General features: G+C 60.5%; 19 protein-coding genes and 1 pseudogene. 8 read left to right on the top strand and 12 right to left on the bottom strand.

Annotated elements, in window-relative coordinates:
* Positions 1–689 precede the first annotated feature (689 nt).
* The 6 genes from J7656_RS02015 to J7656_RS01990 all read right to left on the bottom strand — a co-directional run bounded on the left by J7656_RS02015 (position 690) and on the right by J7656_RS01990 (position 6,963).
* Positions 690–1,064 (bottom strand): hypothetical protein, encoded by a 375-nt coding sequence (locus tag J7656_RS02015; protein ID WP_155118208.1) that lies wholly within the window; start codon positions 1,062–1,064, stop codon positions 690–692.
* Between the two features lie 333 nt (positions 1,065–1,397).
* Entirely contained in the window at positions 1,398–4,244 is a 2,847-nt protein-coding gene (locus tag J7656_RS02010; protein ID WP_155118207.1) for a PKD domain-containing protein, read from the bottom strand.
* 83 nt (positions 4,245–4,327) lie between these two features.
* Positions 4,328–4,834 (bottom strand): hypothetical protein, encoded by a 507-nt coding sequence (locus tag J7656_RS02005; RefSeq protein ID WP_155118206.1) that lies wholly within the window; start codon positions 4,832–4,834, stop codon positions 4,328–4,330.
* Positions 4,831–5,397 (bottom strand): hypothetical protein, encoded by a 567-nt coding sequence (locus tag J7656_RS02000; RefSeq protein ID WP_211553917.1) that lies wholly within the window; start codon positions 5,395–5,397, stop codon positions 4,831–4,833. The genes J7656_RS02005 and J7656_RS02000 overlap by 4 nt, the downstream gene beginning before the upstream one ends.
* Positions 5,390–5,737 (bottom strand): Mov34/MPN/PAD-1 family protein, encoded by a 348-nt coding sequence (locus tag J7656_RS15215; protein ID WP_394295097.1) that lies wholly within the window; start codon positions 5,735–5,737, stop codon positions 5,390–5,392. The genes J7656_RS02000 and J7656_RS15215 overlap by 8 nt, the downstream gene beginning before the upstream one ends.
* A gap of 554 nt (positions 5,738–6,291) precedes the next feature.
* Positions 6,292–6,963: a hypothetical protein gene (locus tag J7656_RS01990; protein WP_017343643.1), complete on the bottom strand. Its 672-nt coding sequence runs from the start codon at positions 6,961–6,963 to the stop codon at positions 6,292–6,294.
* 816 nt (positions 6,964–7,779) lie between these two features.
* Between J7656_RS01990 and J7656_RS01985 the strand changes: the two are divergent.
* The 5 genes and pseudogenes from J7656_RS01985 (at position 7,780) to J7656_RS01965 (ending at position 12,461) form a co-directional block, all read left to right on the top strand.
* A pseudogene (locus tag J7656_RS01985) lies at positions 7,780–8,414 on the top strand (IS6 family transposase).
* 61 nt (positions 8,415–8,475) lie between these two features.
* Positions 8,476–8,952, top strand: coding sequence for a hypothetical protein (locus tag J7656_RS01980; protein ID WP_211553916.1), 477 nt, complete (start codon positions 8,476–8,478; stop codon positions 8,950–8,952).
* Between the two features lie 382 nt (positions 8,953–9,334).
* A complete protein-coding gene (locus tag J7656_RS01975; RefSeq protein ID WP_017343640.1) occupies positions 9,335–9,748 on the top strand; it encodes a winged helix-turn-helix domain-containing protein in 414 nt (137 codons plus the stop codon).
* A gap of 530 nt (positions 9,749–10,278) precedes the next feature.
* A complete protein-coding gene (locus J7656_RS01970) occupies positions 10,279–11,418 on the top strand; it encodes an aminopeptidase (protein ID WP_211553915.1) in 1,140 nt (379 codons plus the stop codon).
* A 566-nt stretch (positions 11,419–11,984) separates the two neighbouring features.
* Positions 11,985–12,461: a hypothetical protein gene (locus J7656_RS01965; protein ID WP_155118204.1), complete on the top strand. Its 477-nt coding sequence runs from the start codon at positions 11,985–11,987 to the stop codon at positions 12,459–12,461.
* Positions 12,462–12,467: 6 nt separating this feature from the next.
* Here the strand turns inward: J7656_RS01965 and J7656_RS01960 are convergent, their stop codons facing one another.
* On the bottom strand, positions 12,468–13,769 hold the full coding sequence (locus J7656_RS01960; RefSeq protein ID WP_211553914.1) for an O-acetylhomoserine aminocarboxypropyltransferase/cysteine synthase family protein: 1,302 nt from the start codon (positions 13,767–13,769) through the stop codon (positions 12,468–12,470).
* A gap of 160 nt (positions 13,770–13,929) precedes the next feature.
* On the opposite strand from J7656_RS01960, the gene J7656_RS01955 reads away from it, so the two are divergent.
* Complete coding sequence (locus tag J7656_RS01955; RefSeq protein ID WP_211553913.1) at positions 13,930–15,150, top strand: SPFH domain-containing protein; 1,221 nt, start codon at positions 13,930–13,932, stop codon at positions 15,148–15,150.
* 20 nt (positions 15,151–15,170) lie between these two features.
* On the opposite strand, the gene J7656_RS01950 is transcribed toward J7656_RS01955, so the two are convergent.
* Positions 15,171–16,859: a ribonucleoside-diphosphate reductase subunit alpha gene (locus J7656_RS01950; protein WP_211553912.1), complete on the bottom strand. Its 1,689-nt coding sequence runs from the start codon at positions 16,857–16,859 to the stop codon at positions 15,171–15,173.
* A 1-nt stretch (position 16,860) separates the two neighbouring features.
* On the bottom strand, positions 16,861–17,901 hold the full coding sequence (locus J7656_RS01945; protein ID WP_017343633.1) for a ribonucleotide-diphosphate reductase subunit beta: 1,041 nt from the start codon (positions 17,899–17,901) through the stop codon (positions 16,861–16,863).
* Positions 17,902–18,240: 339 nt separating this feature from the next.
* Here J7656_RS01945 and J7656_RS01940 point away from each other — a divergent pair, with 339 nt between their 5' ends.
* Positions 18,241–18,414, top strand: coding sequence for a hypothetical protein (locus J7656_RS01940; protein WP_017343632.1), 174 nt, complete (start codon positions 18,241–18,243; stop codon positions 18,412–18,414).
* 43 nt (positions 18,415–18,457) lie between these two features.
* On the opposite strand, the gene J7656_RS01935 is transcribed toward J7656_RS01940, so the two are convergent.
* The 3 genes from J7656_RS01935 to uvrB all read right to left on the bottom strand — a co-directional run bounded on the left by J7656_RS01935 (position 18,458) and on the right by uvrB (position 21,856).
* Positions 18,458–19,048 carry a hypothetical protein gene (locus J7656_RS01935; protein ID WP_017343631.1) on the bottom strand — a complete coding sequence of 197 codons (591 nt, stop codon included), beginning with the start codon at positions 19,046–19,048 and terminating at the stop codon, positions 18,458–18,460.
* A 76-nt stretch (positions 19,049–19,124) separates the two neighbouring features.
* Positions 19,125–19,655, bottom strand: coding sequence for a hypothetical protein (locus J7656_RS01930; protein WP_017343630.1), 531 nt, complete (start codon positions 19,653–19,655; stop codon positions 19,125–19,127).
* 146 nt (positions 19,656–19,801) lie between these two features.
* Entirely contained in the window at positions 19,802–21,856 is a 2,055-nt protein-coding gene (gene uvrB, locus J7656_RS01925; protein ID WP_211553911.1) for an excinuclease ABC subunit UvrB, read from the bottom strand.
* Positions 21,857–22,420: 564 nt separating this feature from the next.
* On the opposite strand from uvrB, the gene hisG reads away from it, so the two are divergent.
* Positions 22,421–23,311, top strand: coding sequence for an ATP phosphoribosyltransferase (hisG, locus tag J7656_RS01920; RefSeq protein ID WP_017343628.1), 891 nt, complete (start codon positions 22,421–22,423; stop codon positions 23,309–23,311).
* Positions 23,312–23,319: the final 8 nt, after the last annotated feature.

Here is a 23,319-nt window from a genome sequence, read left to right as displayed (position 1 = left end):
ATCGGCTGAAACAGCCGATAGAATGCGCTTGCGAATGTGGCGCAAGGTGCGGATCAACCTGTAAAAGAATCAATTGCTTACTGTGGAATATACATAATGTTATAATAACTTTTTTATAGTTACTATAATGACATGTGATATGAAACGAAGCGAGATTGAGCGTGACACAGATCTTGAGGTGAGCGATTGGTATGAGTCAGAAGTCTCCAATGTCACGTGTTGGGAGTGTGGGCATGAACACGATGAACTTCTTGTTCTTAAGAGTAGCCGTCTGTACAGTATAGCCGGAAAAGTACGATGGAAATGTGAAAACTGTGGTTCAATTGGCACTGACTGAAGAGTGTCAGTACGTTGTTTTTCGACAAAGACCTACTATATTGACCACACCCGGGACAGAATGTGTCACTTCCTAAGGATTTCAACAGAGCCGATCGCAACATGACCCCGCTTGATCCCAAATAGTTCAAGATGTTTACTTACCTCACGTAGTGACATACCGGCCAAGTGACAGCGGATCCCTATTTCAATCGCCCAGCGCGGAGTTCGATCTCGCTCCACAAACGACAAGTCGATCCACGCGATACGTTCGCTGAGGCGGTCGAATTCTGCCATAGACACTCAGAACTCGTCCGCCTCATCCTCTAACTTAACACGACCAAATGGACATCCATAGAGATTATTAATGGATACTACTGGAGTAATCTGATCCCGACGACGAGAAGGAACAAGCCGGAAATTCCAACAAGTATGAATTCAGTTATGAGGCTGGAGGCTGTTGAGCCGTTAACATTCTCTCCAGGTAGATTCGATTCGAGTGCCTCGATTTCCATCGAGAAGCCAGTTAGCTGGCGTTCATCTTCTGGGTGTCCAGCTGGGTAATAGAGGAAGTCCGCGATTATTACGCGTGTCCCTGTAGAGCTCGCATACACTTGTGCTGACATCGATTGGGTCTCTCCCGGAGATAATCTGAACGTCGCACTCAATTTGCCCTGACCACTGCTTCCCACACCATCGGTACCCGAGACGTACATGTCCGACGGGATAGTTAGAATGATCTGAACCACGACAGTACACTGATTCGATTGAGGTGTAACGATTTGTCCAGAAACTAGAGCAGGCTGATTTGTAGTGATTTGATCATCAACTGCTTGGATTGAGGTCTGGCTAATACTCGCTTTCTCTTGGACATTCCCCGAACACGTCTCAGAATTCGTCGCATTGGTGAGAGTTACATCTGCGCCCGACATCGCCGTCTGCGGAGTTGCAGCCACAACGCCAGTACAGACAACCAGCACTGCGAGTACACAGACAAAAGCAATGTGTGTACGGGCACTACTAATCATGATGGCTACTCAAAAATGGACGAGTCTAAAAACAATGACGCAGTCTCTCATCCTCTATAGAATATCATCAATTAGGGAGTCAATCCAAGTCGTAACCTGCGGGATAATTCCTGGTCGTTGAATCGTGACCTCCTCGTTTGACTGACGAACATAACTTATGTCCTCTGGTTGGCTGGCAGGATAATATCGAATTGTTACATCAATGGGAACATCTGATCCGATGATAGATTCATCAGCAATTCGTAGACCAACACGCATTGATCGCTGAGCTCCGGGTTCAATTCGTCCGATCCCAGTAATCTGAGCGTTATTCGCTTCGCTCACGCCTCGCTGTCGAACTACCTCAAGGCCATCGGGCGTATCAATGATGAATTCCACGACGACAGTTCGATCATTTGACGACGGGTTCTCTAGTGAGGTAGTCAAGAACGTTTTCGTAACCCGCTCACTCTCCGGGTCGATCTCGATGTTGGATAGGTGTGTACTCTCTGTAGGCGGTTCACGGAAGCTACGGACATTAACTGACCAAGACCGGGTAGAGGTACTACCCTGTGGATCACTCGCTTCTACGGTCAGATCGTATGTACCTCCCTCATCAAAAGTCTCTGTTACTGACGGTCCAGCACCGATTATGCTGCTGTTTCGGTACCATTGGTACTCCACACCCTGTTTTTCCGGATCGACAGCTGATACATCAAATGAGCGAGTTTCGCCAGACATCACGGTAAGGCTATCCTCACCTGGTGAGACATCACGAATTTCGGGAGGTCTACTTTCGACCTCCATGTCCCACGTGACTTGGTTTTCGGCACCATGACTATCTACGACCGATATCTCAACTGTCCTTTCCCCCGGAGTTGAGAACGCCTGCTGGAAGCTGACGAGTTCTTCATCACCCGTCATTCGTTGCGTTTCAACTGTGTCTCCATCTATCTGGAACCGGACCGTTGCTGGTGACGAATCACGGTTGGTAATAACAGCAGCAAAGCGAGCGGTCCTTTGTGAAAGAATAGATTCAGAGTCTTCAGAGGGATTCCGACGTACTATCGAGGGCTCATCGTTCTGGACACTAACCGTATAGGTCTGCGTCGTTTCAGCACCGTACTTGTTGGTCACCGTGAGAGTGACCTCATGCTTGCCGACTTCGTCGAAGCGCATGGTTGTCGACTGTTGGTCATCGGTTTCCCCCGTGTCGGAACGCCACTGGTAATCGAAAGACAGCGACCGGTCTTTGGGATCTGAAGCTTCTACGTCGAATTCAACCGGTTCACCAACCGCCACTACTGGTTGTTCTGGACCAGCAGATTCGAGCCGTGGTGGTGTTGATTCGACGGTAATTTCAGTTGATTCGGTTGCCACGAGACCAGCTTCATTTGTGACCTCAACAACGGCTTCAACTGTTCCAACCTGCGCGAAGGTATGCTGGATAGACCGTCCAGTAAACTCATTACCAGCTATTTGCCACTGGACGTCAGTGATCCCCCTACCGTTTGGATCAGTCGGGTCGACAGAGAATGTAACTGACTCACCCGGGGTGACGGTAGAGCGGTCTGGTGTTATTTCAGAGATAGAGGGGCGAGCGAGGGCTTTCACTGTCCACTCAGCGAAGGTATCTTCGGTGAGGTCGCTGTCATCAGAAACTCTGACACTCAACGTATGGGTTCCAGGAGTCAAGATACTCCTGTCAAGATCAAACGACGCGCCTGTCCCGACTTGATCTCCGTCTACTCGCCATGAGATATCGAGGTCTGAATTCGGTGTATCGCCGTCCTCAACAGTTACTCTGAACGATGTGGATTGATCTGGCTCGATATCAACCGACTCGCTTTCTGGTGTCTGTTCAGCAATCCGTGGCGGCGTGACAACATCGATCGTCCACTCACGAGTTGCTGCCTCGGTTTCGGCTTGATTATCGTTAACGACGGCTTTCAGTGTATGAGTCCCCGGAGAAAGATCATCAGCGTAGACAGTAAACCGGTCAGCGGTACCATAGCTCTCACCGTCAATGAGCCATTCCGTCGAGAGGGCCCCAGGACTAGAGTCAGGGTCAGAAGCGTCGACACTGAATTCCTCGGAATCGTCTGTCGCAACATTGAGCCTCACATTACCAGATGGGAATGCCGAATCGATTGTCGGCGGCTGCGGAGGCTTCTCGATGACCACCTCCTTGTACCATGAATCATCGTCAGTCTCAACGCCGAACTCGTAGGTCCCAGGTGAAAGGTCGCCTGTGTCGATCGTACAGGACATGTCGTCTCGGATCTCTGAGGCCTCTAGTTCAAGGAACTCACCGCCCACATTTTCGTTAGCAAGATAGCAGTTCGCATACTGAGTTCCGAGCCCCTCTCCATCATTGAGGATAGCATACATTATCTTCGCAGATTCGCCTTTTTCAATCCGTGAAGTTACTTCTCCGTCTTTCTCAATACGGAGATTACCTACGATGAAGTTCGGCTCACCAGCTTTGACAAGGAACGGAAGGTCATCAGTGCTTGAAGGACTCTCGATATAATGCGTGTATTCGCCGGGCGACAGCGGATCGCTGTCGACAGTAAGGAACCACGTATCTGTTTCTCCAGGCTCCAAGTACATTTCATTCTCCCGATATATAGAACCTACTTCATAAGTAATAGTCTGGGTGCCAGCTGCGTCCCCCTCATTAGTTACCTCAATTTCTAATTCAAATGTGTCTCCTTGTACAACGCTGGAGTCGGCAATGGTTTTGACAATGAATTCTGTGGAATCTGATTGGTGGACAGCCTCGCCATGTCCACCGATTTCTCTAGTTTCGTCTAAATTGTCAGTAGCAGATACAGGTCCTGTGAGAAATAACGTAAAACAAGCTACAATAACAATCGAAGCAACGAGTGCCGTTTTGATATGGCCACCCCCCTTGAGCATTTGTACAGTAGTTGTAGATTATCTCTTATTAATCTGTCTTTCAGTTGTTATTTATTATTCCGCGAAAAATTTGCTAGCGGCAATCAAACGTGGTCTTGATCTGAACACTCGTCAGAAGTGTTCCGAACGTACTCGTCTTTATCAAACATCGATGGCTGACCCTCTGATTCTTTTTCGCCTTCATCACCAGTTGGACCAGATGTGGCTTTAGCTGATTCTTGAAGCTCTCGTGCCCCATTGATGGCCGCATCAATATGGTCCGCAGTCTCTTCCAGCTTCGCAATTGCCGCATCGAGTTCGGCGGAAACACTGGCTGACCTGGATCTCGAATCCGTCGGTTCTGTCCCAACTAACTCCGAAAGCGTAGTAATGTGGGTCTCCGCATCATTCACCGTGTTATCGGCGTCGAGCAATCGCCGGTGTAGTTCTGCAACGGTCGCGGCCGTCACCTCGACATCAGGGGACGACGGGGTATGCTCGTCCGTCGTCGCGTTACGCTCAGTTTCAGGGGTGAGAGGCGAGTCACCCTCACAGTTAGCGCGCTCTTCGGCGGACTTCTGATTGTCTGGTTCTGTCGTATTGTCACTCATAATTGCTCATCTCCGTTGGTCATCTCCTCGATGGCGTTGCGAATCGCAGAGGTCGGCATCCCCGTATCATCAGCGATGGTGCGTGCGTCGCTCCGCTCAAGGTCCTCAACGAACCTGTTATTATGAAGCGCCCAATGACGAACAGCCTCGCTAATGGACGGGACGTAGCGAACAGTCCGCCCATCCCGAAATCGTCCGAAGGCACCTTTATCAACGAGTTCGTTTAATTTCGTTGAGAGCCACGGCCGATGTTTTGCCGACTGGTATTCTTCGATGACATCGGGGTGGTCGTTCTGTAGGAGTTCAATGATCTCATCGGTAGTCCGGGGAGACCCCATATCAGTGAGTGCCTCCGACAGTCGGCGCTGCGGGGGAGACAAGTTTTCAGCTATCTCCTCAGAGTCGGACTCAGCATTACTCGTCGGCAGGTACCCGACGTCAGCGAGTAACTCTTCGAGCAGTTCGGGATCATTCGCGGCGAGATCAGAGATCCCCTCGACTGTGCTCTCATCGAGTTGCGCAAGCGCCTCAGCCAGGCGCGGGTCCAGATCAGCATCAGTCATCGCCAGTCACCACCCGTCGTGGGTTACGGAATGCTGGTCCGTACAGCGCTAGCTCATGCCGATACTGTTCACCGCGCCACGAGACGCTGTTGCTTCGGACAACCGGGTCATGGCGCTCCGACGGGCCCGGATTCCCATTGTGGTCTTTGTACGCATGGATTCCTTGGAAGAACTCAAAGTCCGAGGTACCCAGCGCATCCGAGAACTGTGAAGCGATCTGCTCAGCACTGTCGCGGTCAGTATCACTCGGGCGCGTCGACCCACCTGGATGTGTGTGGAAGCGTGCCAGTAGCTTGGGTGCTTCGCCGTCTGGATACAGCGCTGCGACCTTACGCGCCATCTTTCGCCCGTATGACGTGACACTCCGACGAGTCGCTGACGCGTAGTATTCCGGATTGTCGACGCGGAAGAGGTCGGTGGGAGTAGTGTACGTTGGTCCAGCCAGGATGTACACAGTCTCAACACGCTGGTGAGCTCCGTTGAGACCGCGGGCTTCCAGCTTTTGAAGGAAGTCCCGACCCGTCGGGAAGACGAATGTACCACGATCGTGGGCCGTCGATGAGTCTCCCGGATCGACATCAGGGGTTGGGGGACTCGTGGGGCCTGACGGGGCATCTGAGCCACTTCCAGACGGCTGGTCCACGTCAGAGCTCAGATCGATCGTATGCGTCCGGAACCATCCGCTTGCGGAGCCACTGTTCTCGCTCGTATTGGATTTCGTAAACCCGGTGTTGATCGATACATCAACCTCCCAGTCATCGTTGTCACCGCCCTGATCGTCGTCGTCATCACCTCCGAATAGGTTTCCAAACATGGTTTGTAAGGTTCAAATCCGTCAGCAAAGCCATTTAGCCAACAATGTACCGATGTTCGACCAAACGGACGCTGACGTGGTTATTGGCGGAAATTAACCCCCACTTTCGGCGCGACGTACATCATCCCAATCATCCCCAACGCCACGAGTAAGATGAGCAGGGTGCTATTGCTCACATCGGGGATGCCGATCCCGGGCTCATCGTCACCGGTGTTGGGCTCCTGGACGTCGAAGTTAAACGTGAGCCCATCGATCTCCTGAGACATCTCCGGATGGCCAGCGGGCCAGTACTCGATGTCTCCGGTAACCCGGAGCTCACCGGTACGCTCGCTGTAGACATTCCCCGAGAGGTCCATGATGCCGGATCCCGGCTGCATCGTGAACGTGGAGGTCACCATCCCAGCACCGGCGCTCCCCCAGTCACTGCCGCCGGAGATCGACATTCCCGAGGGAACCCGGAGCGTAACGGCGACCTTCACTGGGCACTCGACAGTATTGTCGAGCTGGAAGCCCCCGTCGATGCGCCCCGCATCCCCAGAGGTGATCACCGTTTCAGGCGCGTAAAGCCGTGCCTGATCCATCTCGGGAGTCCGCGGGTTTTCGCACTCTTCAACCTGCGTCGTCGTCGTGTTGTCTGCGGTCGAGTTGTTCTCCTGCGCAACTGCGGGCCCGGCCGCGAGGGGGAGCATGACGCTGCCCAGAACGATCGCGGCCACGAGCACGATCGCCGTCTGCGATTTGTGAGATGCCATGACGCAACTAGGACATGACACCCCACCAACTTAAGCTTTACTCGTAAGTGTTACTCGTACTGGTTATTCGTACTATCTTCCAGAGCCTCTATAATCTATTCAACGCCAGTCCAAGTGTCCTAAGAGGCATGATCCGCTCGTTTACTCATAGAATCGAAGTTGAATTTCACTAGTCTGTGTTTGTTCGGTAGTGTCACTCTCATCAAATTCGTAAACGACGTACCCTGTTAGTTGGTATGGGCCTGACTCGGTAGCACGGACAGCGATCTGCTCATTGGCTGTGTCACCGGGATCGATTTCAAAGGTTGATGTGTATTGACCTCCACCTTGATTAAATGATGTCTCGGATACAGTTAGTCCAGTTGGAACTTCGAGAATGAGTTGCGCTGAAACTGGACCATCCCCAATTGTGTTCGTGATACTAAGTGTTAGATATACAGGATTTCCAACAGAGACAGCCTGTTGCTCTGGCTTTAACGAAATAGTTACATCCGTATTATCTAAGTTAATCGGATCTTCCGGTAGTGGCTGAACATTAACAATTTCACTGGCACGGGCTACGTCAGATTCGTGCTGATAGCCGACTCTAGTATTTGGAAATGCTTCACCACTATAGACAATATTATTTCCATAAGTAATTAGAACCTCAACCGTGTGTCGACCAGCTTGCTTAAACCGGTGCGTAAATTGGGGACCTTCTGAGATATACTCTGACCCCTCCGGTACTGAGGCCCGCGTATTTGGTCCTACTCGCCAAAAATAGGGCGGTGTTCAGATAAGAATTGAAATGTGAGGCGGTACGTTTTCAAAGTATCTATGCCCGAAAACAACCGCCTCGGCGGCTGTTTAGACGAGATCAACTTAGACTTTGTGGAGCGAGAGGCAACACCGCGGCTGTTGATGAAGCTCAGTATTCAGCTTCATTTAGCAGGATTATCGCTTTCGAATACTATCTTGTTTCTTGAGGTATTCGGTGTTGAACGAGTGCGCTCCACCGTTCATAACTGGGTTCACAAAGCCGATCTACAGCCGGAGTCTGGCCGGAGCCCGAATCACGTTGCGGTTGATGAGACGGTGATTCGGCTTGACGATGAACAATATTGGCTGTACGCTGCTGTTGATCCGAAACGAATGATCTGCTTCACACACAGCTTGAGCCGACGACAAATAACGCTCTCGCAGATCGATTTTTCGCTGATCTCCGTGACAAACACGACGTGGATGACGCAACCGTTCTCGTCGATGGATCAGCTTCACTTCAGCGAGCCTGTCGCAAACACGACCTCGATTTCAAATATGAACGACATGGAAATCGGAACAGCGTCAAACATGTCTTTCGTAATATAAAACGCAGAACTATCAGTTTCTCAAACTGTTTTAGAAACGCCAAAGCAGAAACTGCTGATGAGTGGCTCAGATCGTTCGCTTTCGCATGGAACCAGCTTATCTGAACACTACGGCGCACGACCCGCACAAGGACTATATTTCGCTCGGATCTATCCGTCTGGCGAGATGGACCGCAGGCTCCTCGCCGTCCCGGGCGCCCTCCTGCTCGGCTTCCTGATCGCGGACGTGAGCGTCGTCGGCTGGCGGGCGACGTTCTACCCGGGACCGGGACTCGACCAACACCAAGTCGTGAACGCAACCGACCTCCCCGCGCGGTGCGCCGACGCCGCGGTCGCCCTCGCGGACGGCAACAACGTCTCGATCCGAGGGTACCGGATCGCTCCCGAGTCCGTCGACCTCCTGATCGAACGCGCCTCAACCTCCGGAGAGTGGGCCCTCGGCGACGCGAACTGCGCGAACCGGCTCGCCGGAGTCGACAACCTGCGCGTCGACGGGGAGTCGTACAGGGTCCTCGGCGGGTACTCGCGCGAGCGGCTAGACCGGACGCCTCTGTTCGGTCTGGCGAAACTCGGAAGCGGCGTCGGCGGCGTCGCACTGCTCGCGGCCGGGCTCCTCGCGACCGTCCATCGGGAGTCCGAGTGACGGTCTCGTCGTCTCCCAACGAGGGTTTTTAAACGACCCGCGGTGGCGCGTGCCGACGAGCGCCCGCAGGGCGCGAGTCGCACGCGCGAGGGAGTCGCGAGCGCTTTTAAGCGCGAGCGACGAGGCTGGGGAGGTGTGAGGCGCTGTGCTGTGCGGGGTGGGACTCAAAGGGGCAGCCGTGAGGCCGGCGTAGGCGACGCAAGTACCGCAAGGAGAGAGCGCTAGCGACCGACTGAGGAACGCAGCGAGCGTACGCCGGCCTCACGGCTGGGGCTTTGGCGGTCTTCACCGATGATCTTCCGTCAGTATTTAAAAGACGGCTTTTTTGAGAAACTTTGGCTTAAAAGAGCCTAAGCATCCCTCCCTCGTACGAAACACTACGATGGCGACGAATCACTCGCAGCCCGCCGGCGCAGGATTCCCGGAGGATCCCGAAGACCTGCTGCCCGAGGACAGCGTCCTCAGCCTCGACGAGTACCTGGCGATGCACGCAGCGGTCGGACACCGCACCAGGTACGAAATTCTCTATCGACTCGTCCACAGCGACGACATGAGCCCCAAAGAACTGGAGGACGCTATCGAGGTCGACGACAGTACCCTCCACTACCACCTCAACAAACTGGTCGACGCCGGCCTCGTCGAAAAGCGCCAACACACCGAGCGAGGAGCGGACGGCCTCTACACGTACTACCGAGCGACGGTGTTCGGCGAGGTAACGCTCACGAGCGGCGTCGACGAACTGATCCGCGGCGAAGCGGAGTTCGAAGCGATGTACGACAGTTCGACCGAGGATTGACATCCTCCCCGCGCTGAAGGGCGGAGCTTTCTCCTTACACTTCCGTAACGGACTCCTCGCCTCTCCCGCGAGCTTTTAAATAGCGCAGTGGCGCGTGCCTGCGAGCGGCCGGCAGGCCGCGAGCAGCACGCGCGAGGGAGTCGCTGGCGGCGCCAGCCGCCAGCGACGAGGCTGGGGAGGTGAGAGGTGCGGGGCGGTGCCGTGCGGGGTGGGACTCAAAGGGGCAGTCGCGAGGCGGGCGCAGGCGTTCACGAGAGCAGAGCTCTCGTGAGCCAATCAGAACGCGGAGCGTTCTGATGACGACGTAAGCACCGCAACGAGGGAGCGGTAGCGACCGGGTGAGGAGCGCAGCGAGCGTGCGCCCGCCTCGCGACTGGGGCTTTGGCGGTGGTCGCCGCCGATCCCCGATCCGCCATTTATAAACCACCAACTCAGCAGCCAGCGGGACTCGTTCCCGATACGGCGCCGACCGATTATAAACAATCACCGTCCCGGCATCGATTTACGCTTCCCCGAACACACACAGCGTAATGGACGAACGCGTACGCGAGCACGCCGAGGTGCTCGTCGACTGGAGCGCACGGGTCGAGGCCGGCGACGACGTCGTCGTGAGCGTCGCGGAGGACGCCCACGAGCTGGGCGTCGCGGTCGCCGAGGCGCTCGGCGAACGGGGCGCGAACGTGACGACGCTGTACGGGTCAAGCGAACTCTCCCGCGCCTATTTAAAAGGCATCGAGGCCGGAACCGACGGCGACGTCGACGCAGAGGACTTCGACGCGGACCCCGCCGTCGACCGCGCGGTCTTCGAGGCCGCCGACGCCTATCTCCGGATCGGGGGCGGGCGCAACACCACCGCGACCGCCGACGTCGACCGCCCGACGCGGCAGGCGTACGCGAAGGCCCGCAAGGGCGTCCGCGAGGCGCGGATGGACACCGACTGGGTGTCGACGGTCCACCCCACGCGCTCGCTCGCTCAGCAGGCGGGGATGGCATACGAGGAGTACCAGGAGTTCGTCTACGACGCGGTCCTCCGCGACTGGGAGTCGCTCGCCGAGGAGATGGCGCAGATGAAAGACGTCCTCGACGCCGGCGACGAGGTCCGGATCGTCACCGAGCGCGACGACGCGCCCGACACCGACGTCTCGATGTCGATCGCGGGCCGCACCGCGGTGAACTCCGCGGCCTCCGTCGCGTACGACTCGCACAACCTCCCGAGCGGCGAGGTGTTCACCGCCCCCTACGACACCGAGGGCGAGGCGTTCTTCGACGTGCCGATGACCATCGACGCGACGCGCGTCCGGAACGTCCACCTCGCGTTCGAGGACGGCGAGGTCGTCGACTTCTCGGCCGAGGCGGGCGAGGACGCGCTCGCGGACATCCTCGACACCGACGACGGCGCCCGGCGACTCGGCGAGCTGGGGATCGGGATGAACCGCGGCATCGACCGCTTCACCGACTCGATCCTCTTCGACGAGAAGATGGGCGACACCGTCCACCTCGCGGTCGGCCGCGCCTACGACGCCTGCCTCCCGGAGGGCGAGTCCGGCAACGACAGCGCGGTCCACGTCGACATGATCTCGGACGTGAGCGAGCGCTCCCGGATGGAAGTCGACGGCGAGGTCGTCCAGCGGAACGGGACGTTCCGGTGGGAGGACGGGTTCGAAGAGTAGGTCGGGAGGACGATAGCTCGGCGAGAGAAAGAGGGACCGGCGGCGCCGTTGAAATCCATAACCGGTGATATGTTCTTAGAGGCGTGCTGAATACAGAGCGCGAATGCGACATAGACCGAGGCCGACCCACGGGAGAGAGTGGTCGCTCAGTATACGTGGACACCTCGTACGGGTCGTACGGTCTCCGGTGTTGAGAACACTTGAGCGGATTCACACAAGAGACTTATCAGCCGGCAAGGATTTTTCTGTTAATGACATCTCATACTCGACGTGCCGTATTGGTGAGTCTCGCTAGTGTCGGCCTTGCCGGCTGTACTGCGTCTGGCAACTCGCAACCACCAAGCGAAGACGAGCTCCCGGATCAGTGCCCCACGTCGCAGAATCTGGATGTCCAGTGGCCACAAAATCTGAACGCAGATGCCGTCGCCGATTTTGCTAAAACGTACGAAGTGGCGTATCGATCCCATAATAGCGATCTACAGCCTCCATGGTCCTCTTCCAGTTATTCTGCCAGAGTGGAACGAGAACCAGAGCGAGTTGCTGACGGGTATCGAGTAACGCTGGTTGTGAGTGCTGACGTTTATGAGGCATCGGGGAGCCTGAACGCATACGAAGTCGACTCGGACGGCATTCCGAAGATTACCGACCGGTTGGAGAGCAGTGACCTACCCGGCGATCCGACCTACGTCCCAATTGAGGAGGTTGATGATCAACTTCTCCGCGGATTGCTTGAGTCAGCCGCAGTCAATAGAGTTGAGGCGGATTCTGTCGATGACTCGAAGATAGAACAATATTCTGAGTTGATCGCGGCTCTCTCGCCGGATGCCTCGACCATCGAATCCTCTTCAGGCGGGCCGGAATACGCATATTTCGATGTCGAGGGGACACCCGTACTCCTCGAATTCAGGATAGCGACCTCTGATGGCGGTCTTTGGGAGGAAGAAATTCTGTATTATGTCACAGAATACGCAGTTCGGCGAACAGAGTCTACGGATTCAGCCCCGGAAAACGGGAAACTCATCGAATGTCGGTCCCCAGAGTGACCGCGGTTACTGCGTTGCCGCCTCGATGGCCGCCTCTAAGTCGGCGACGATGTCCGCGGGGTCCTCGATGCCGACCGACAGCCGCACCATGTCGTCGGTGACGCCCGCGGCCTCCTGTTCTTCCTCGGTCAGCTGCTGGTGGGTCGTCGACGCCGGGTGGATGACGAGCGTCTTCGAGTCGCCGACGTTCGCGACCAGCGAGGCGAGGTCCGCCTCCTCGACGGTCGCCCGCGCCGCCTCGTAGCCGGCCTCCAGCCCGAAGGTGAGCATTCCGCCGTAGCCTCCGTCCAGGTACTCGCTGGCCTCCTCGTGGGTCTCGTGGCTCTCTAAGCCGGGGTAGTTCACCCACGCGATATCGTCGTGGTCCGCGAGGTACTCGGCCACGACGCCCGCGTTCTCGCAGTGGCGGTCCATGCGCAGCGGGAGCGACTCCGTCTGCTGGAGCGTGTTCCACGCGTCGAACGGCGACTGCTGGTCGCCGAGGTCGCGCAGGCCGCGGGTGACCGCCGCGAAGGTGAAGGCGGCGTCGCCGAACCGCTCGGCGAAGTTGATCCCGTGGTAGGCGGGGTTGTCCTGCGCGATCTCCGGGTACTTCTCGGCGTGCTCGGCCCACGGGAACGAGCCGCCGTCGACGACGACGCCGCCGACCGTGGTGCCGTTGCCCGTGAGCCACTTGGTCGTCGACTCCCAGACGAGGTCGGCGCCGTGTTCGAGCGGCCGGCAGAGGTACGGGGTCGCGAACGTGTTGTCGACGAACAGCGGGACGCCGTGGTCGTGCGCGATGTCGGCGATCCGCTGGATGTCGGGCGTGACGAGGGCGGGGTTGCCGATCGTTTCGAGGTGGACGTAGGCGGTGTCCTCGTCGATGGCCTCGGCGTACCCCTCGTAGTCGAGGGGGTCGACAAAGCGAGTCGAGACCCCGCGGCGCTCGACGGAGTGGGTGAGGTAGGTGTAGGTGCCGCCGTACAGCGCCGACGACGTGACGATGTTGTCGCCCGCCGAGGCGAGCAGGAACGTCGTCACGTCGAGCGCGGCCATGCCCGAGGCGGTCGCGACCGCGCCGACGCCCCCCTCCAGCGAGGCGATCCGCTCCTCGAGGGCGGCGTTGGTCGGGTTCATCAGCCGCGAGTAGACGTTGCCGGCCTCTTCGAGCGCGAACAGGTCCGCGGCGTGGTCGGCGTCGTCGAACTGGTAGGCGGTCGTCTGGTAGATGGGCGTCGCGCGGGCGCCGGTCGCCGGGTCCGGCTCCGAGCCGGCGTGGACGCTTCGCGTGCTGAATTTCCGGTCGTCGTCCTCGTCGGATGGCATGGGTCGGTGTTCCGCCGCCGCGTAGTTAAACCCGACCGGCATACGCGGGCGTTTCCGCTATCTCTGATATCGCCCCCGAGGCGGCGGGCCGAGCCCGCGACGCGCCCAGCGGTACCGAACTCGTGCCAACCGTTAACAGCGTTCGGCCGTAACTTCGCGTATGGGAACACAAGGTCCGCGCGGCGAGTCCGCCGAGCTGGAGGACGTGCTGTCGGAGATCCCGGACGGGGTCTGGCAGTACCTCGCGCTCGGCGTCGCCCTCCTCGTCGGGGTCGCCCTCCTCGGGCAGAGCCTCGTCTTCGGCGTCGCGGCGCTCGCGGTGTTGCTCGCGGCCGTCACGGTCGTCAGCGCCGTCGAGATCGTCGACGCCTACGACAAGGAGGCGCTCACCGTCTTCGGCGAGTACCGGAAGCTGCTCCAGCCGGGCGTCCATATCATTCCGCCGTTCGTCTCGCGGACGTACGCGTTCGACATGCGGACCCAGACGATCGACGTCCCGAGCCAGTCGGCGATCACCCGGGACAACTCCCCGGTGACCGCCGACGCGGTCGTCTACATCAAGGTGATGGACGCGAAGAAGGCCTTTCTGGAGGTCGACGACTACAAGAACGCCGTCTCGAACCTCGCGCAGACGACCCTCCGCGCCGTCATCGGCGACATGGAGCTCGACGACACGCTCTCACAGCGGGAGCTGATCAACGACCGGATCAACGAGGAGCTCGACGAGCCCACCGACGAGTGGGGGATCCGCGTCGAGGCCGTCGAGGTCCGCGAGGTGAGCCCCTCCCAGGAGGTCCAGCGCGCGATGGAGCAGCAGACCGGCGCCGAGCGCCGCCGCCGCGCGATGATCCTCGAAGCGCAGGGGGAACGCCGCTCCGCCGTCGAGCAGGCCGAGGGTGACAAGCAGTCCAACATCATCCGCGCGCAGGGGGAGAAACAGAGCCAGATCCTCGAAGCGCAGGGGGACGCCATCTCGACCGTCCTCCGCGCGCGCTCCGCGGAGTCGATGGGTGAGCGCGCCATCATCGAGCGCGGCATGGAGACGCTCGAAGAGATCGGGAAAGGCGAGTCGACCACCTTCGTCCTCCCGCAGGAGCTCACGAGTCTGGTGGGGCGCTACGGCAAGGCCCTCTCCGGCTCCGACGTCCAGCAGATGGAGGGACTGGAGGGCAAGGAGTTCGACGAGGAGACAGAGAAGCTGCTCGGGTTAGAGGACATCGAGAGCGCCCTCGAACAGCTCGACACCGTGGCCGACAGCGACCTGCGGACCGACGAGACTCGGGACTCGGACAACGTCGACCTCGCCAAGCAGGAGGCGGCGACCCGCGAGGCCGACCGCGACATCGAGTTAGAGAGCGAAAGCGAGCGGCCGGGGACGTGAGCCCGACTACGGGTTAGCGGTCAGCTCTCACAGGCCCGACACTCGAGAATATCCCGACTGAATTTCTGTGCGGCGTTCACGCTGTGCTGGTAGTAGAGGCTCTTGACCCCTTTCTTCCAGGCTTCGATGTAGAGCTGGTTGATCTCCTTGACGCTCACTTCGCTCGGGTCGATCGAGACGTTCACGCTCTGTGCCTGGTCGATGTGTTTCTGTCGCTGTGCCGCCTGATTGATGATCGCCATCTGGGGTATCTCGGCGAAGGTCTTGAACACCTCTTTCTCTTCGTCCGTCAGACAGTCGAGATGCTGAACGCTCCCGTCCTTATTCGCGATGCTGTCCCAGACGTCGCGCGTGTCTTTGCCCCGCTCCGCCAGTAGCGACTGAAGGAATCTGTTCTTCTGCGTCGACTTCAGCTTCGCACCGTCTCGCACGAAGTAGTTCGATTTCAGCGGCTCGATGCTCGGACTGACCTGCCCCAGAATGACGCTGCTCGATTTCGTCGGCGCCACGCTCATCGTCGTCGTGTTCCGCCTGCCGTACCCCTCGAGAACCTCCGGCTCCCCGAACTCGTCGGCGAGCGCTTCGCTCGCCTCGTAGCTCCGCTCTTTGATGGTCCGGAATATCTCCTCGTTCTTCTCCATCGCCTCCATGCTGTCGAAGGGGATCATGTTGCGCTGGAGGTAGCTGTGCCATCCGAGGACGCCGATCCCGATCGCTCTGTGTCGCTTCGCGAACCGCACGGCCCGTTCCATGAACCGGACGCCCTCCGTGCGCTGGATGAACTCCTCCATCACCGCGTCGAGGAACCGGGTCAGCGTCTCCACCGCGTCGGTGTCCTTCCACTCGTCGTAGTGGAGCGCGTTCATGCTCGAGAGACAGCAGACGAAGCTCTCGTCGGCGGTGGCCGGCAGCGCGATCTCGGTACACAGGTTGGACGCGTTTATTTGGTACTCCTTGTCCTTGTACACCTGCGGCTTCCCCTCGTTCATGTTCCCCCGGAAGATGATGTACGGAACGCCGATGTTGATCCGGGTCTCGATGATGTCCGCCCAGGTCTCTCGCTTCTCCTCGTCGCCGTCGATCATCGCCTGAAACCAGTCGTCACCGACGATGACGCCGTAGTAGATGTCCTGTACCGGGTCCCCCTCGGTTTTGATGTTGAGCCACTCCTCTAAGTCGTCGTGTTCGACGTCGATGTAGCCGGCGAACTGCCCTCGGCGGGTTTCGCCCTGGCTGATGACGTTGATGATCGTGTCGAACAGCTCCGTGAAGCTGTAACTCCCGTTGCTCTTGCCGTTGTCCGTTATCGGACTGCCCCGGGGGCGCAGCTCACCGAAGTACCCGCTCGTGCCGCCGCCCTGCTTGGTCATCTCGCCCACCTCGGCCTGGGTGTGGAGGATGCTCTCGATGCTGTCCTCCATGTGGCTGCCGAAGCAGCTGATAGGCAGACCTCTGTCTAAGCCGAAGTTAGACCATATCGGGCTGGCGAGACTGTAGAAGCCGCGGCTCATGTACTCGTAGAACCTGTCCGCGAACCCCTCCTCGTCGAGGATCTCTTCGGCGCGCTCCGCGATCTGTCTGACTCGCTCTTCGGCTTCGACCCCCTCGAGCAGGTATCCCTCTCTGAGGAACTCCCGACTGTCCTCGTTCAGCCAGTAAAACGGTTCGTCGTGCTGTTCCGCGACGCCGTCGAGTGCTGTCTGTGCCATCTTAGAACATGTCCTCCGCGGTAACGCTCTGCGTGTGTTTGTTGTACGTGGTCGACCGCTTGCTGAAGAAGTCGTTATCCTTCGTCATCATGATGTCCTCGTCGAACCAGCGCGTCTCCTCGAGCAGGTCGTCGTCCGTCTCGAATATCGGTTCCACGCCGACGTTTTCGAGGCTCTGATTGAACCGGTCTCGCAGAAACGCGTCGACATGGGCCCTGGGAAGGAAATCCAGCTCGTCGTCGGCGAATATCCAATCCAGGATCTCGGTCTCCGCCTCGTAGGCCTGCCGACAGGCCTCTTGGACGTCCGCCTCGAAGTCGTCGTCGAAGAGGTCCGGGTTCTCCGCTCTGATCGTCTCCACCAGCTCGACTCCGAACAGCCCGTGGATCTGCTCCTCCTTGCTGGTCGCTTCGACGGCGTTCGCTATCCCTTTGAACTTCTTTTCGTGCTTGTCGAAGCTCGTCATGATGAGGAACTGGCTGAACAGCGACACGTGCTCGACGAACGCGCTGAACAGCAGGATGCTCATCACGTACTCCCGTTCGTCGTCGCTCTCGCTCTTCTCCAGGTACTCGTCGAGATACTCGATCCGCTCTTTGATCGCCGGCTCCTCGGTCACCTGCTCGAAGTCGTCCGTGATCCCTAAGACGTCCAGTAGGTGACTGTAGGCGTCCATGTGCCGCACCTCGCTTTCCGCGAAGGTCATGCCCACGTTCCCGACCTCGGCTTTGGGCATCTCCTCGTAGATATCCGACCAGAACGTCTTCACCTGCACCTCGATCTGCGCGATAGCCAGCATCGTCCGCTTGATAACGGTCTGCTCGGCGGGAGTCGTGTTGACCTTGAAATCTTGGACGTCGCCGTCGAAGTTGAACTCCGTGTGTACCCAGTAGCTGTTCCGGATCGCCTCGACGTAGTCGAGAAACTCGCTGTACTCGTAGGGCTTCAGTTGTGTTCGCTCCGAGAAGATGTCCGTCTCTGTTTCTGTGTCTGTACTCGCGTCGGTGTTCGCGTTGGTGTTCGCGTTTTCGCTTTCACTCATTTGGCCGTCTCGAACGTGACCGATTGCGTTGGATTGCCGCTGCCACTGTCTGTCGTCAGTTCGGTGAGTCCGACCGCAGTCGTGTCGCTCGGGAGACGGTCTCACAGCGTACCGTGTGTGTAGCCGTGTGAACCGTATCGGACCACACAGACTCCACTGGCATAAGTATTACCAACAGAATTGTAGTATAACAATTTCACTTTCATAACGAGGGATCGAGGTCGGTCTCCCGATCCGCGAACGGGCGGTGCCGAGACGGGGACTGCGCGGTGATCTCCGGGTACGGGTGGTCGCGACAGCGCCCAACTGGCGGCGGCAAGCCCCCGCGTTAGTCCGATTGTGAGGGATCCGCCGAGTGGTTCGGCGAGAAGCGCGAACCCGGAGCTGGGCGCGAGGGAGACCGACGAGACCCGGAACTCGGACAACGTCGGCCTCGCCAAGCAGGAGGCGGCGACCCGCGAGGCCGACCGCAACACCGACTTAGAGACCGAAAGCGAGCGGCCGGGAAGCTGATAGGCGGGCGACCGACGGAACCCGGACTCAGGGCCGCCGGCGCTCAGGGCCGCCAGCGCTCGGGGTCGACCGCCCAGAGGAGCCCGACCGCAACCGCACCGCCGACGCCGCCGGCGACCAGCGAGAGGGGAAGGGACGCTCCCGACGCGATCGCCACCAATAACAGGACCGCGCCGGCGAGGAGCGCGGCGGTGTCCTCCGTGATCGTCGCCTGAACCACCGGGGCCAGAGCTGCGCCGACGACGGCGCCGGCGGCGATCCCGCTGCCCCGTCCGATGAGGATCGCGTGCGCCGCTGGATTTGTCGCTGTCTCGGGGACCGACGCGGGCGCGAGTGCGAGACCGACGCCGAACGCGAACGCGGCGGCAGCGCCGAGCGCGGGCGCGACCAGCGCGGCGCGGGCGGAGCGGTCGGTACCGCCCGCGGCGGCCGCGCCGCCGACGAGCAGGACCGAGCCGGCCGCGAGGAGCGCGGGGGCGGCGAGGAGTGAGACGGGCGAAGGGCTGACGAACGTGATTCCGTCGGGCGCGGATGGCGAAGGGACGAACCCGGGCGCGACCGTTCCGGCGAAACCGAGCGCCGCGACGCCGACGACGAGGAGGGCCGATCCGAGGAGTCGACTACGGAGTGACATGGACGGTCGGACGCGTTCCGATCACAAAACGATCGCGGGACCGAGTCGGGGGCGGGGGGCCTCGGACCGACCGCGCTCACACTGTAATTCCGGCGCGCCCGTCGCCGACGGTGACGATCACCCGTTCCGGCGGGCCCCGCTCGTCGGTGAGCCGCAACAGGAGCGTCTTGACGACCGGCTCGTCCGTCTCGATCTCGCCGCGGACGCCGGACTGGTCGACGGCGATCCGGAGCGAGTGGTCGCCCGTGCGGCTGATCCCGCCGAGGCGGAGTCGCACCTCGTCGGCGGTGAGCCGCTGGGCGATCAGGAGGATCGCGTCGCCGCCGTCGTCGACGAACTCGGTGCGCTCGACGAACTCGCGGGACTCGGTCGCCTCCGGCTTGAGCGCGCCGCGGGCCGCGTCGGCGGAGCGGAAGGAGGCCGCGTGCGTCAGCAGCTCCTCGGGCCGGGCGAGGACGCTGCGGCTGTCGACCATCGGGTTGCCGTCGACGTACCGGCTCCGAACGCCGAGGTCGCGGGGGGTCGAGGCGGCGACGTCGTGGAGGCGGTCGACGCACCCGCCGGTGGCGACGGCGAGCGTTCCGGCGACGACCGCGCGACGGTACACGGCCGGGAGTGTGACGCAGCGAGGTAAAAACCCCGTCGTCACGGTGACGCGGACTGAGAATTGGAGTCGCGGTCGCGGTGCGGGCGACGACGCTGGAGGCGGCGGGCGCGGACGCCGAAGGCGGCGGTCGCCGACCGCGACGCGCGCTACTCCTCCATCGCCGGCGCCGGGACGCCCTCGTCGCCCGCGTCGAGCTCGAAGGCGCGCCGCAGCTCCGCGATCCGGTCGCGGATGTCCGCCGCTAACTCGAACTCCAGGTTGCTCGCGGCCTCGTCCATCCGGTCTTCGAGCGCCTCGATCTGCGCTTTCGCCTCGTCTTCGCTCTCGACGTCGCCGACGCTCACGCTCGAGGTGTCCGTCTTCGACCCGGGGAGGTTCGTCTCGCTGACGGGCTTGTCGATGGTGGTCGCCTCGTAGCCGTGTTCCTCGTTGTACTCCAGCTGGATCTCGCGGCGGCGCTGGGTCTCCTCGATGGCTTCCTCCATCGAGTCGGTCACCTTGTCGGCGTAGAGGACGACCTCGCCGTTGACGTTGCGCGCGGCCCGCCCCATCGTCTGGACGAGCGTCGTCGTGGAGCGTAAGAATCCCTCCTGGTCGGCGTCGAGGATGGCGACGAGGCTCACTTCCGGGATGTCGAGCCCCTCGCGCAGCAGGTTGATGCCGACGAGCACGTCGATGTTGCCGAGGCGGAGGTCGCGGATGATCTCGTGGCGCTCTAAGGTGTCCGTCTCGTCGTGCATGTACGCCACGTCGACGCCCGCCTCCTCGAGGTACTCCGTGAGGTCCTCGGCCATCCGCTTGGTGAGCGTGGTGACGAGGACGCGCTCGTCGCGCTCGATCCGGTCGTCGACGCGCTCTAAGAGGTCGTCGACCTGCCCCGTCGCGCCCGTCACCTCCACCTTCGGGTCGACGAGGTGGGTCGGGCGGACGATCTGTTCGACGATCCGGTCGGAGGTCTCGCGCTCGTAGTCGCCCGGCGTCGCCGAGACGTAGAGGGTGCGGTCCGTCTTCGCCTCGAACTCCTCGAAGGTGAGCGGGCGGTTATCGTACGCCGTGGGGAGCCGGAACCCGTTCTCGACGAGCGAGTCCTTCCGAGACTTGTCGCCCTCGTACTGCCCTTTGATCTGGGGGATCGTCTGGTGGGACTCGTCGACGACCGTGAGGAAGTCGTCGGGGAAGTAGTCCAGCAGGGTGTAGGGGGCGTCGCCGGACTCGCGGTCGTCCATGTGGACCGAGTAGTTCTCGATCCCCGAGCAGTAGCCGGCCTCGCGGAGCATCTCTAAGTCGAAGGTGGTGCGCTCCTCGATCCGCTGGGCGGCCACGAGGTCGCCCTGTCGCTCGAAGTAGCTGACGCGTTTCTCCATCAGGTCCTCGATCTCCGCGATCGCCTGTTCGAGCTTGTCGTCCGGGATCGAGTAGTGCTCCGCAGGGTGGAGCATGACGGCGGGCTCCTCGCTCACGACCTCGCCGTGCATCGGATCCACTTTGATCATGCGGTCGATCTCCTCGCCCCAGAGTTCGACCCTGACGGCGTACCGCCCGTACATCGGGTAGATCTCGACGGTGTCGCCGCGGACGCGGAAGGTGCCCTGCGTGAAGTCCACGTCGTTGCGCTCGTAGTTCAGGTCGACGAGGCGGGTGAGAAGCTCCTCGCGACCGACCTCCTCGCCGACTTCGAGGCGGAGCGCCATGTCCCGGTAGTTCTGGGGGTCGCCGAGCCCGTAGATGGCCGAGACCGAGGCGACGACGATCACGTCGTCGCGGGTCAGGAGCGAGCGCGTCGCGGAGTGGCGCAGTCGGTCGATCTCCTCGTTGATCGACATCTCCTTGTCGATGAACGTGTCCGTCTGCTCGACGTACGCCTCCGGCTGGTAGTAGTCGTAGTAGGAGACGAAGTACTCGACGGCGTTGTCCGGGAACAGCTCGCGGAACTCCTCGTACAGCTGGGCCGCGAGCGTCTTGTTGTGGGCCAAGACGAGCGTCGGCTGGTCCAACTCCTCGGCAACCCACGAGACGGTGTTCGTCTTCCCGGACCCGGTGACGCCGAGCAGCGTCTGCTTCTTCGCGCCCGACTCGAACCCCTCGACGAGTTGCTCTATCGCCTCGGGCTGGTCGCCCGCGGGCTCGAACGGGGCGTCGACGCGAAGGGGACGGTCGACGGTCGGGCGGTCCTCCGAGAGGGGGGAGTCGGCGTCGCTCACGATACGCCTCGTTGGGCGGCGAGGCACTTGAGCGGCGCGACTACGTCGTTTATACCGCCGGAAATCTCAGCGGTTCGGCCGGCTGTGAATACCCGATTGCTCCCAGTGGCGCGACGGAGGCTCCTGAAACAGCAGTCGCTCGGACGTACAAGGTTACCGTTGGAGAGAACACCGCCAAAGCCCAAGTCGCTTGCTTATAAATGATCAACAGTGGATCGTCGGCGAACACCTCCAAAGCCCCAGTCGCGAGGCGGGCGCACGCTCGCTGCGCGCCTCGCTCAGTCGCTCGCCCTGCTCGCTCCTTCGCTGCGGTGCTGGCGTCGCCTGCGCCCGCCTCGCGACTGCCCCTTTGAGTCCCGCCCCGCACAGCAACCGCGCCTCACACCTCCCCAGCCTCGTCGCTCACGCCCTGCGGGCGTTCGCGACTCCCTCGCGCGTGCTCCTCGCGCCCACAGGGCGCTCGGAGGCACGCGCCACCGCGTTTGTTTATAAACGGTCTCGCGTCGACACCCGGGTCGCTCCCCGGACGAAAACGTTTCCCCCTGTCCCCGCGACGCGTTCCGTATGCGCATCGCCGTCCCCAACAAGGGCCGCCTGCACGAGCCGACGCTCTCGCTGTTGGAGCGCGCGGGGCTCCACGTCGAGGAGACCGCCGACCGCCAGCTGTACGCCGACACCGTCGACGAGGACGTGACGGTGCTGTTCGCGCGGGCGGCCGACATCCCCGAGTACGTCCGCGACGGCGCGGCCGACCTCGGCGTCACCGGCCTCGACCAGGCGGCCGAGTCGGGCGGCGTGGCGGACGACGCCGCGTCCGCCGACGGCGACGACCTCGTCGACCTGCTCGACTTAGGCTACGGCTCCTGTAAGCTCGTCCTCGCGGCACCGGAGGACGGCGACGTGGCGGCCGTCGAGGACCTCGCCGGGAAGACGGTCGCCACCGAGTTCCCGAACGTCACCCGCGACTACCTCGACCGGGTGGGCGTCGACGCCGACGTGGTCACCGTGACGGGCGCGACCGAACTCACGCCGCACGTCGACATGGCCGACGCCATCGTCGACATCACCTCGACCGGGACGACGCTGAAGGTGAACCGCTTAGCCGTGATCGACGACGTGCTCGACTCCTCCGTGCGGCTGTTCGCCCGCCCGGACGTCGTCGACGACGCGAAGGTCGAGCAGGTGCTGACCGCCTTCGAGTCCGTCCTCGCGGCGGACGGCCGCCGCTACCTGATGATGAACGCGCCGAAAGATCGGCTCGACGAGGTGAAGGACGTGATCCCCGGGCTCGGCGGCCCGACCGTGATGGACGTCGAGGCCGACGAGGACGGCAACGGGATGGTCGCGGTCCACGCCGTCGTCGATGAGCGCGACGTGTTCGAGACCATCTCGGAGCTGCGCTCGGTCGGCGCGACCGGTATCCTCGTCACGGAGATCGAGCGGCTCGTCGAATAACTCCGGGA

Source organism: Halorubrum ruber, assembly GCF_018228765.1.
Lineage (GTDB): Archaea > Halobacteriota > Halobacteria > Halobacteriales > Haloferacaceae > Halorubrum > Halorubrum ruber.
This window is presented reverse-complemented; position numbering and strand designations above follow the sequence as displayed.

What these genes read in the sequence shown, in the direction of transcription:
- J7656_RS02010 (WP_155118207.1), bottom strand. Translation starts at nt 4,244, where the DNA reads ATGCTCAAGGGGGGTGGCCATATCAAAACGGCACTCGTTGCTTCGATT.
- J7656_RS02005 (WP_155118206.1), bottom strand. Translation starts at nt 4,834, where the DNA reads ATGAGTGACAATACGACAGAACCAGACAATCAGAAGTCCGCCGAAGAG.
- J7656_RS02000 (WP_211553917.1), bottom strand. Translation starts at nt 5,397, where the DNA reads ATGACTGATGCTGATCTGGACCCGCGCCTGGCTGAGGCGCTTGCGCAA.
- J7656_RS15215 (WP_394295097.1), bottom strand. Translation starts at nt 5,737, where the DNA reads ATGGCGCGTAAGGTCGCAGCGCTGTATCCAGACGGCGAAGCACCCAAG.
- J7656_RS01990 (WP_017343643.1), bottom strand. Translation starts at nt 6,963, where the DNA reads ATGGCATCTCACAAATCGCAGACGGCGATCGTGCTCGTGGCCGCGATC.
- J7656_RS01980 (WP_211553916.1), top strand. Translation starts at nt 8,476, where the DNA reads ATGGACCGCAGGCTCCTCGCCGTCCCGGGCGCCCTCCTGCTCGGCTTC.
- J7656_RS01975 (WP_017343640.1), top strand. Translation starts at nt 9,335, where the DNA reads ATGGCGACGAATCACTCGCAGCCCGCCGGCGCAGGATTCCCGGAGGAT.
- J7656_RS01970 (WP_211553915.1), top strand. Translation starts at nt 10,279, where the DNA reads ATGGACGAACGCGTACGCGAGCACGCCGAGGTGCTCGTCGACTGGAGC.
- J7656_RS01960 (WP_211553914.1), bottom strand. Translation starts at nt 13,769, where the DNA reads ATGCCATCCGACGAGGACGACGACCGGAAATTCAGCACGCGAAGCGTC.
- J7656_RS01955 (WP_211553913.1), top strand. Translation starts at nt 13,930, where the DNA reads ATGGGAACACAAGGTCCGCGCGGCGAGTCCGCCGAGCTGGAGGACGTG.
- J7656_RS01950 (WP_211553912.1), bottom strand. Translation starts at nt 16,859, where the DNA reads ATGGCACAGACAGCACTCGACGGCGTCGCGGAACAGCACGACGAACCG.
- J7656_RS01945 (WP_017343633.1), bottom strand. Translation starts at nt 17,901, where the DNA reads ATGAGTGAAAGCGAAAACGCGAACACCAACGCGAACACCGACGCGAGT.
- J7656_RS01935 (WP_017343631.1), bottom strand. Translation starts at nt 19,048, where the DNA reads ATGTCACTCCGTAGTCGACTCCTCGGATCGGCCCTCCTCGTCGTCGGC.
- hisG (WP_017343628.1), top strand. Translation starts at nt 22,421, where the DNA reads ATGCGCATCGCCGTCCCCAACAAGGGCCGCCTGCACGAGCCGACGCTC.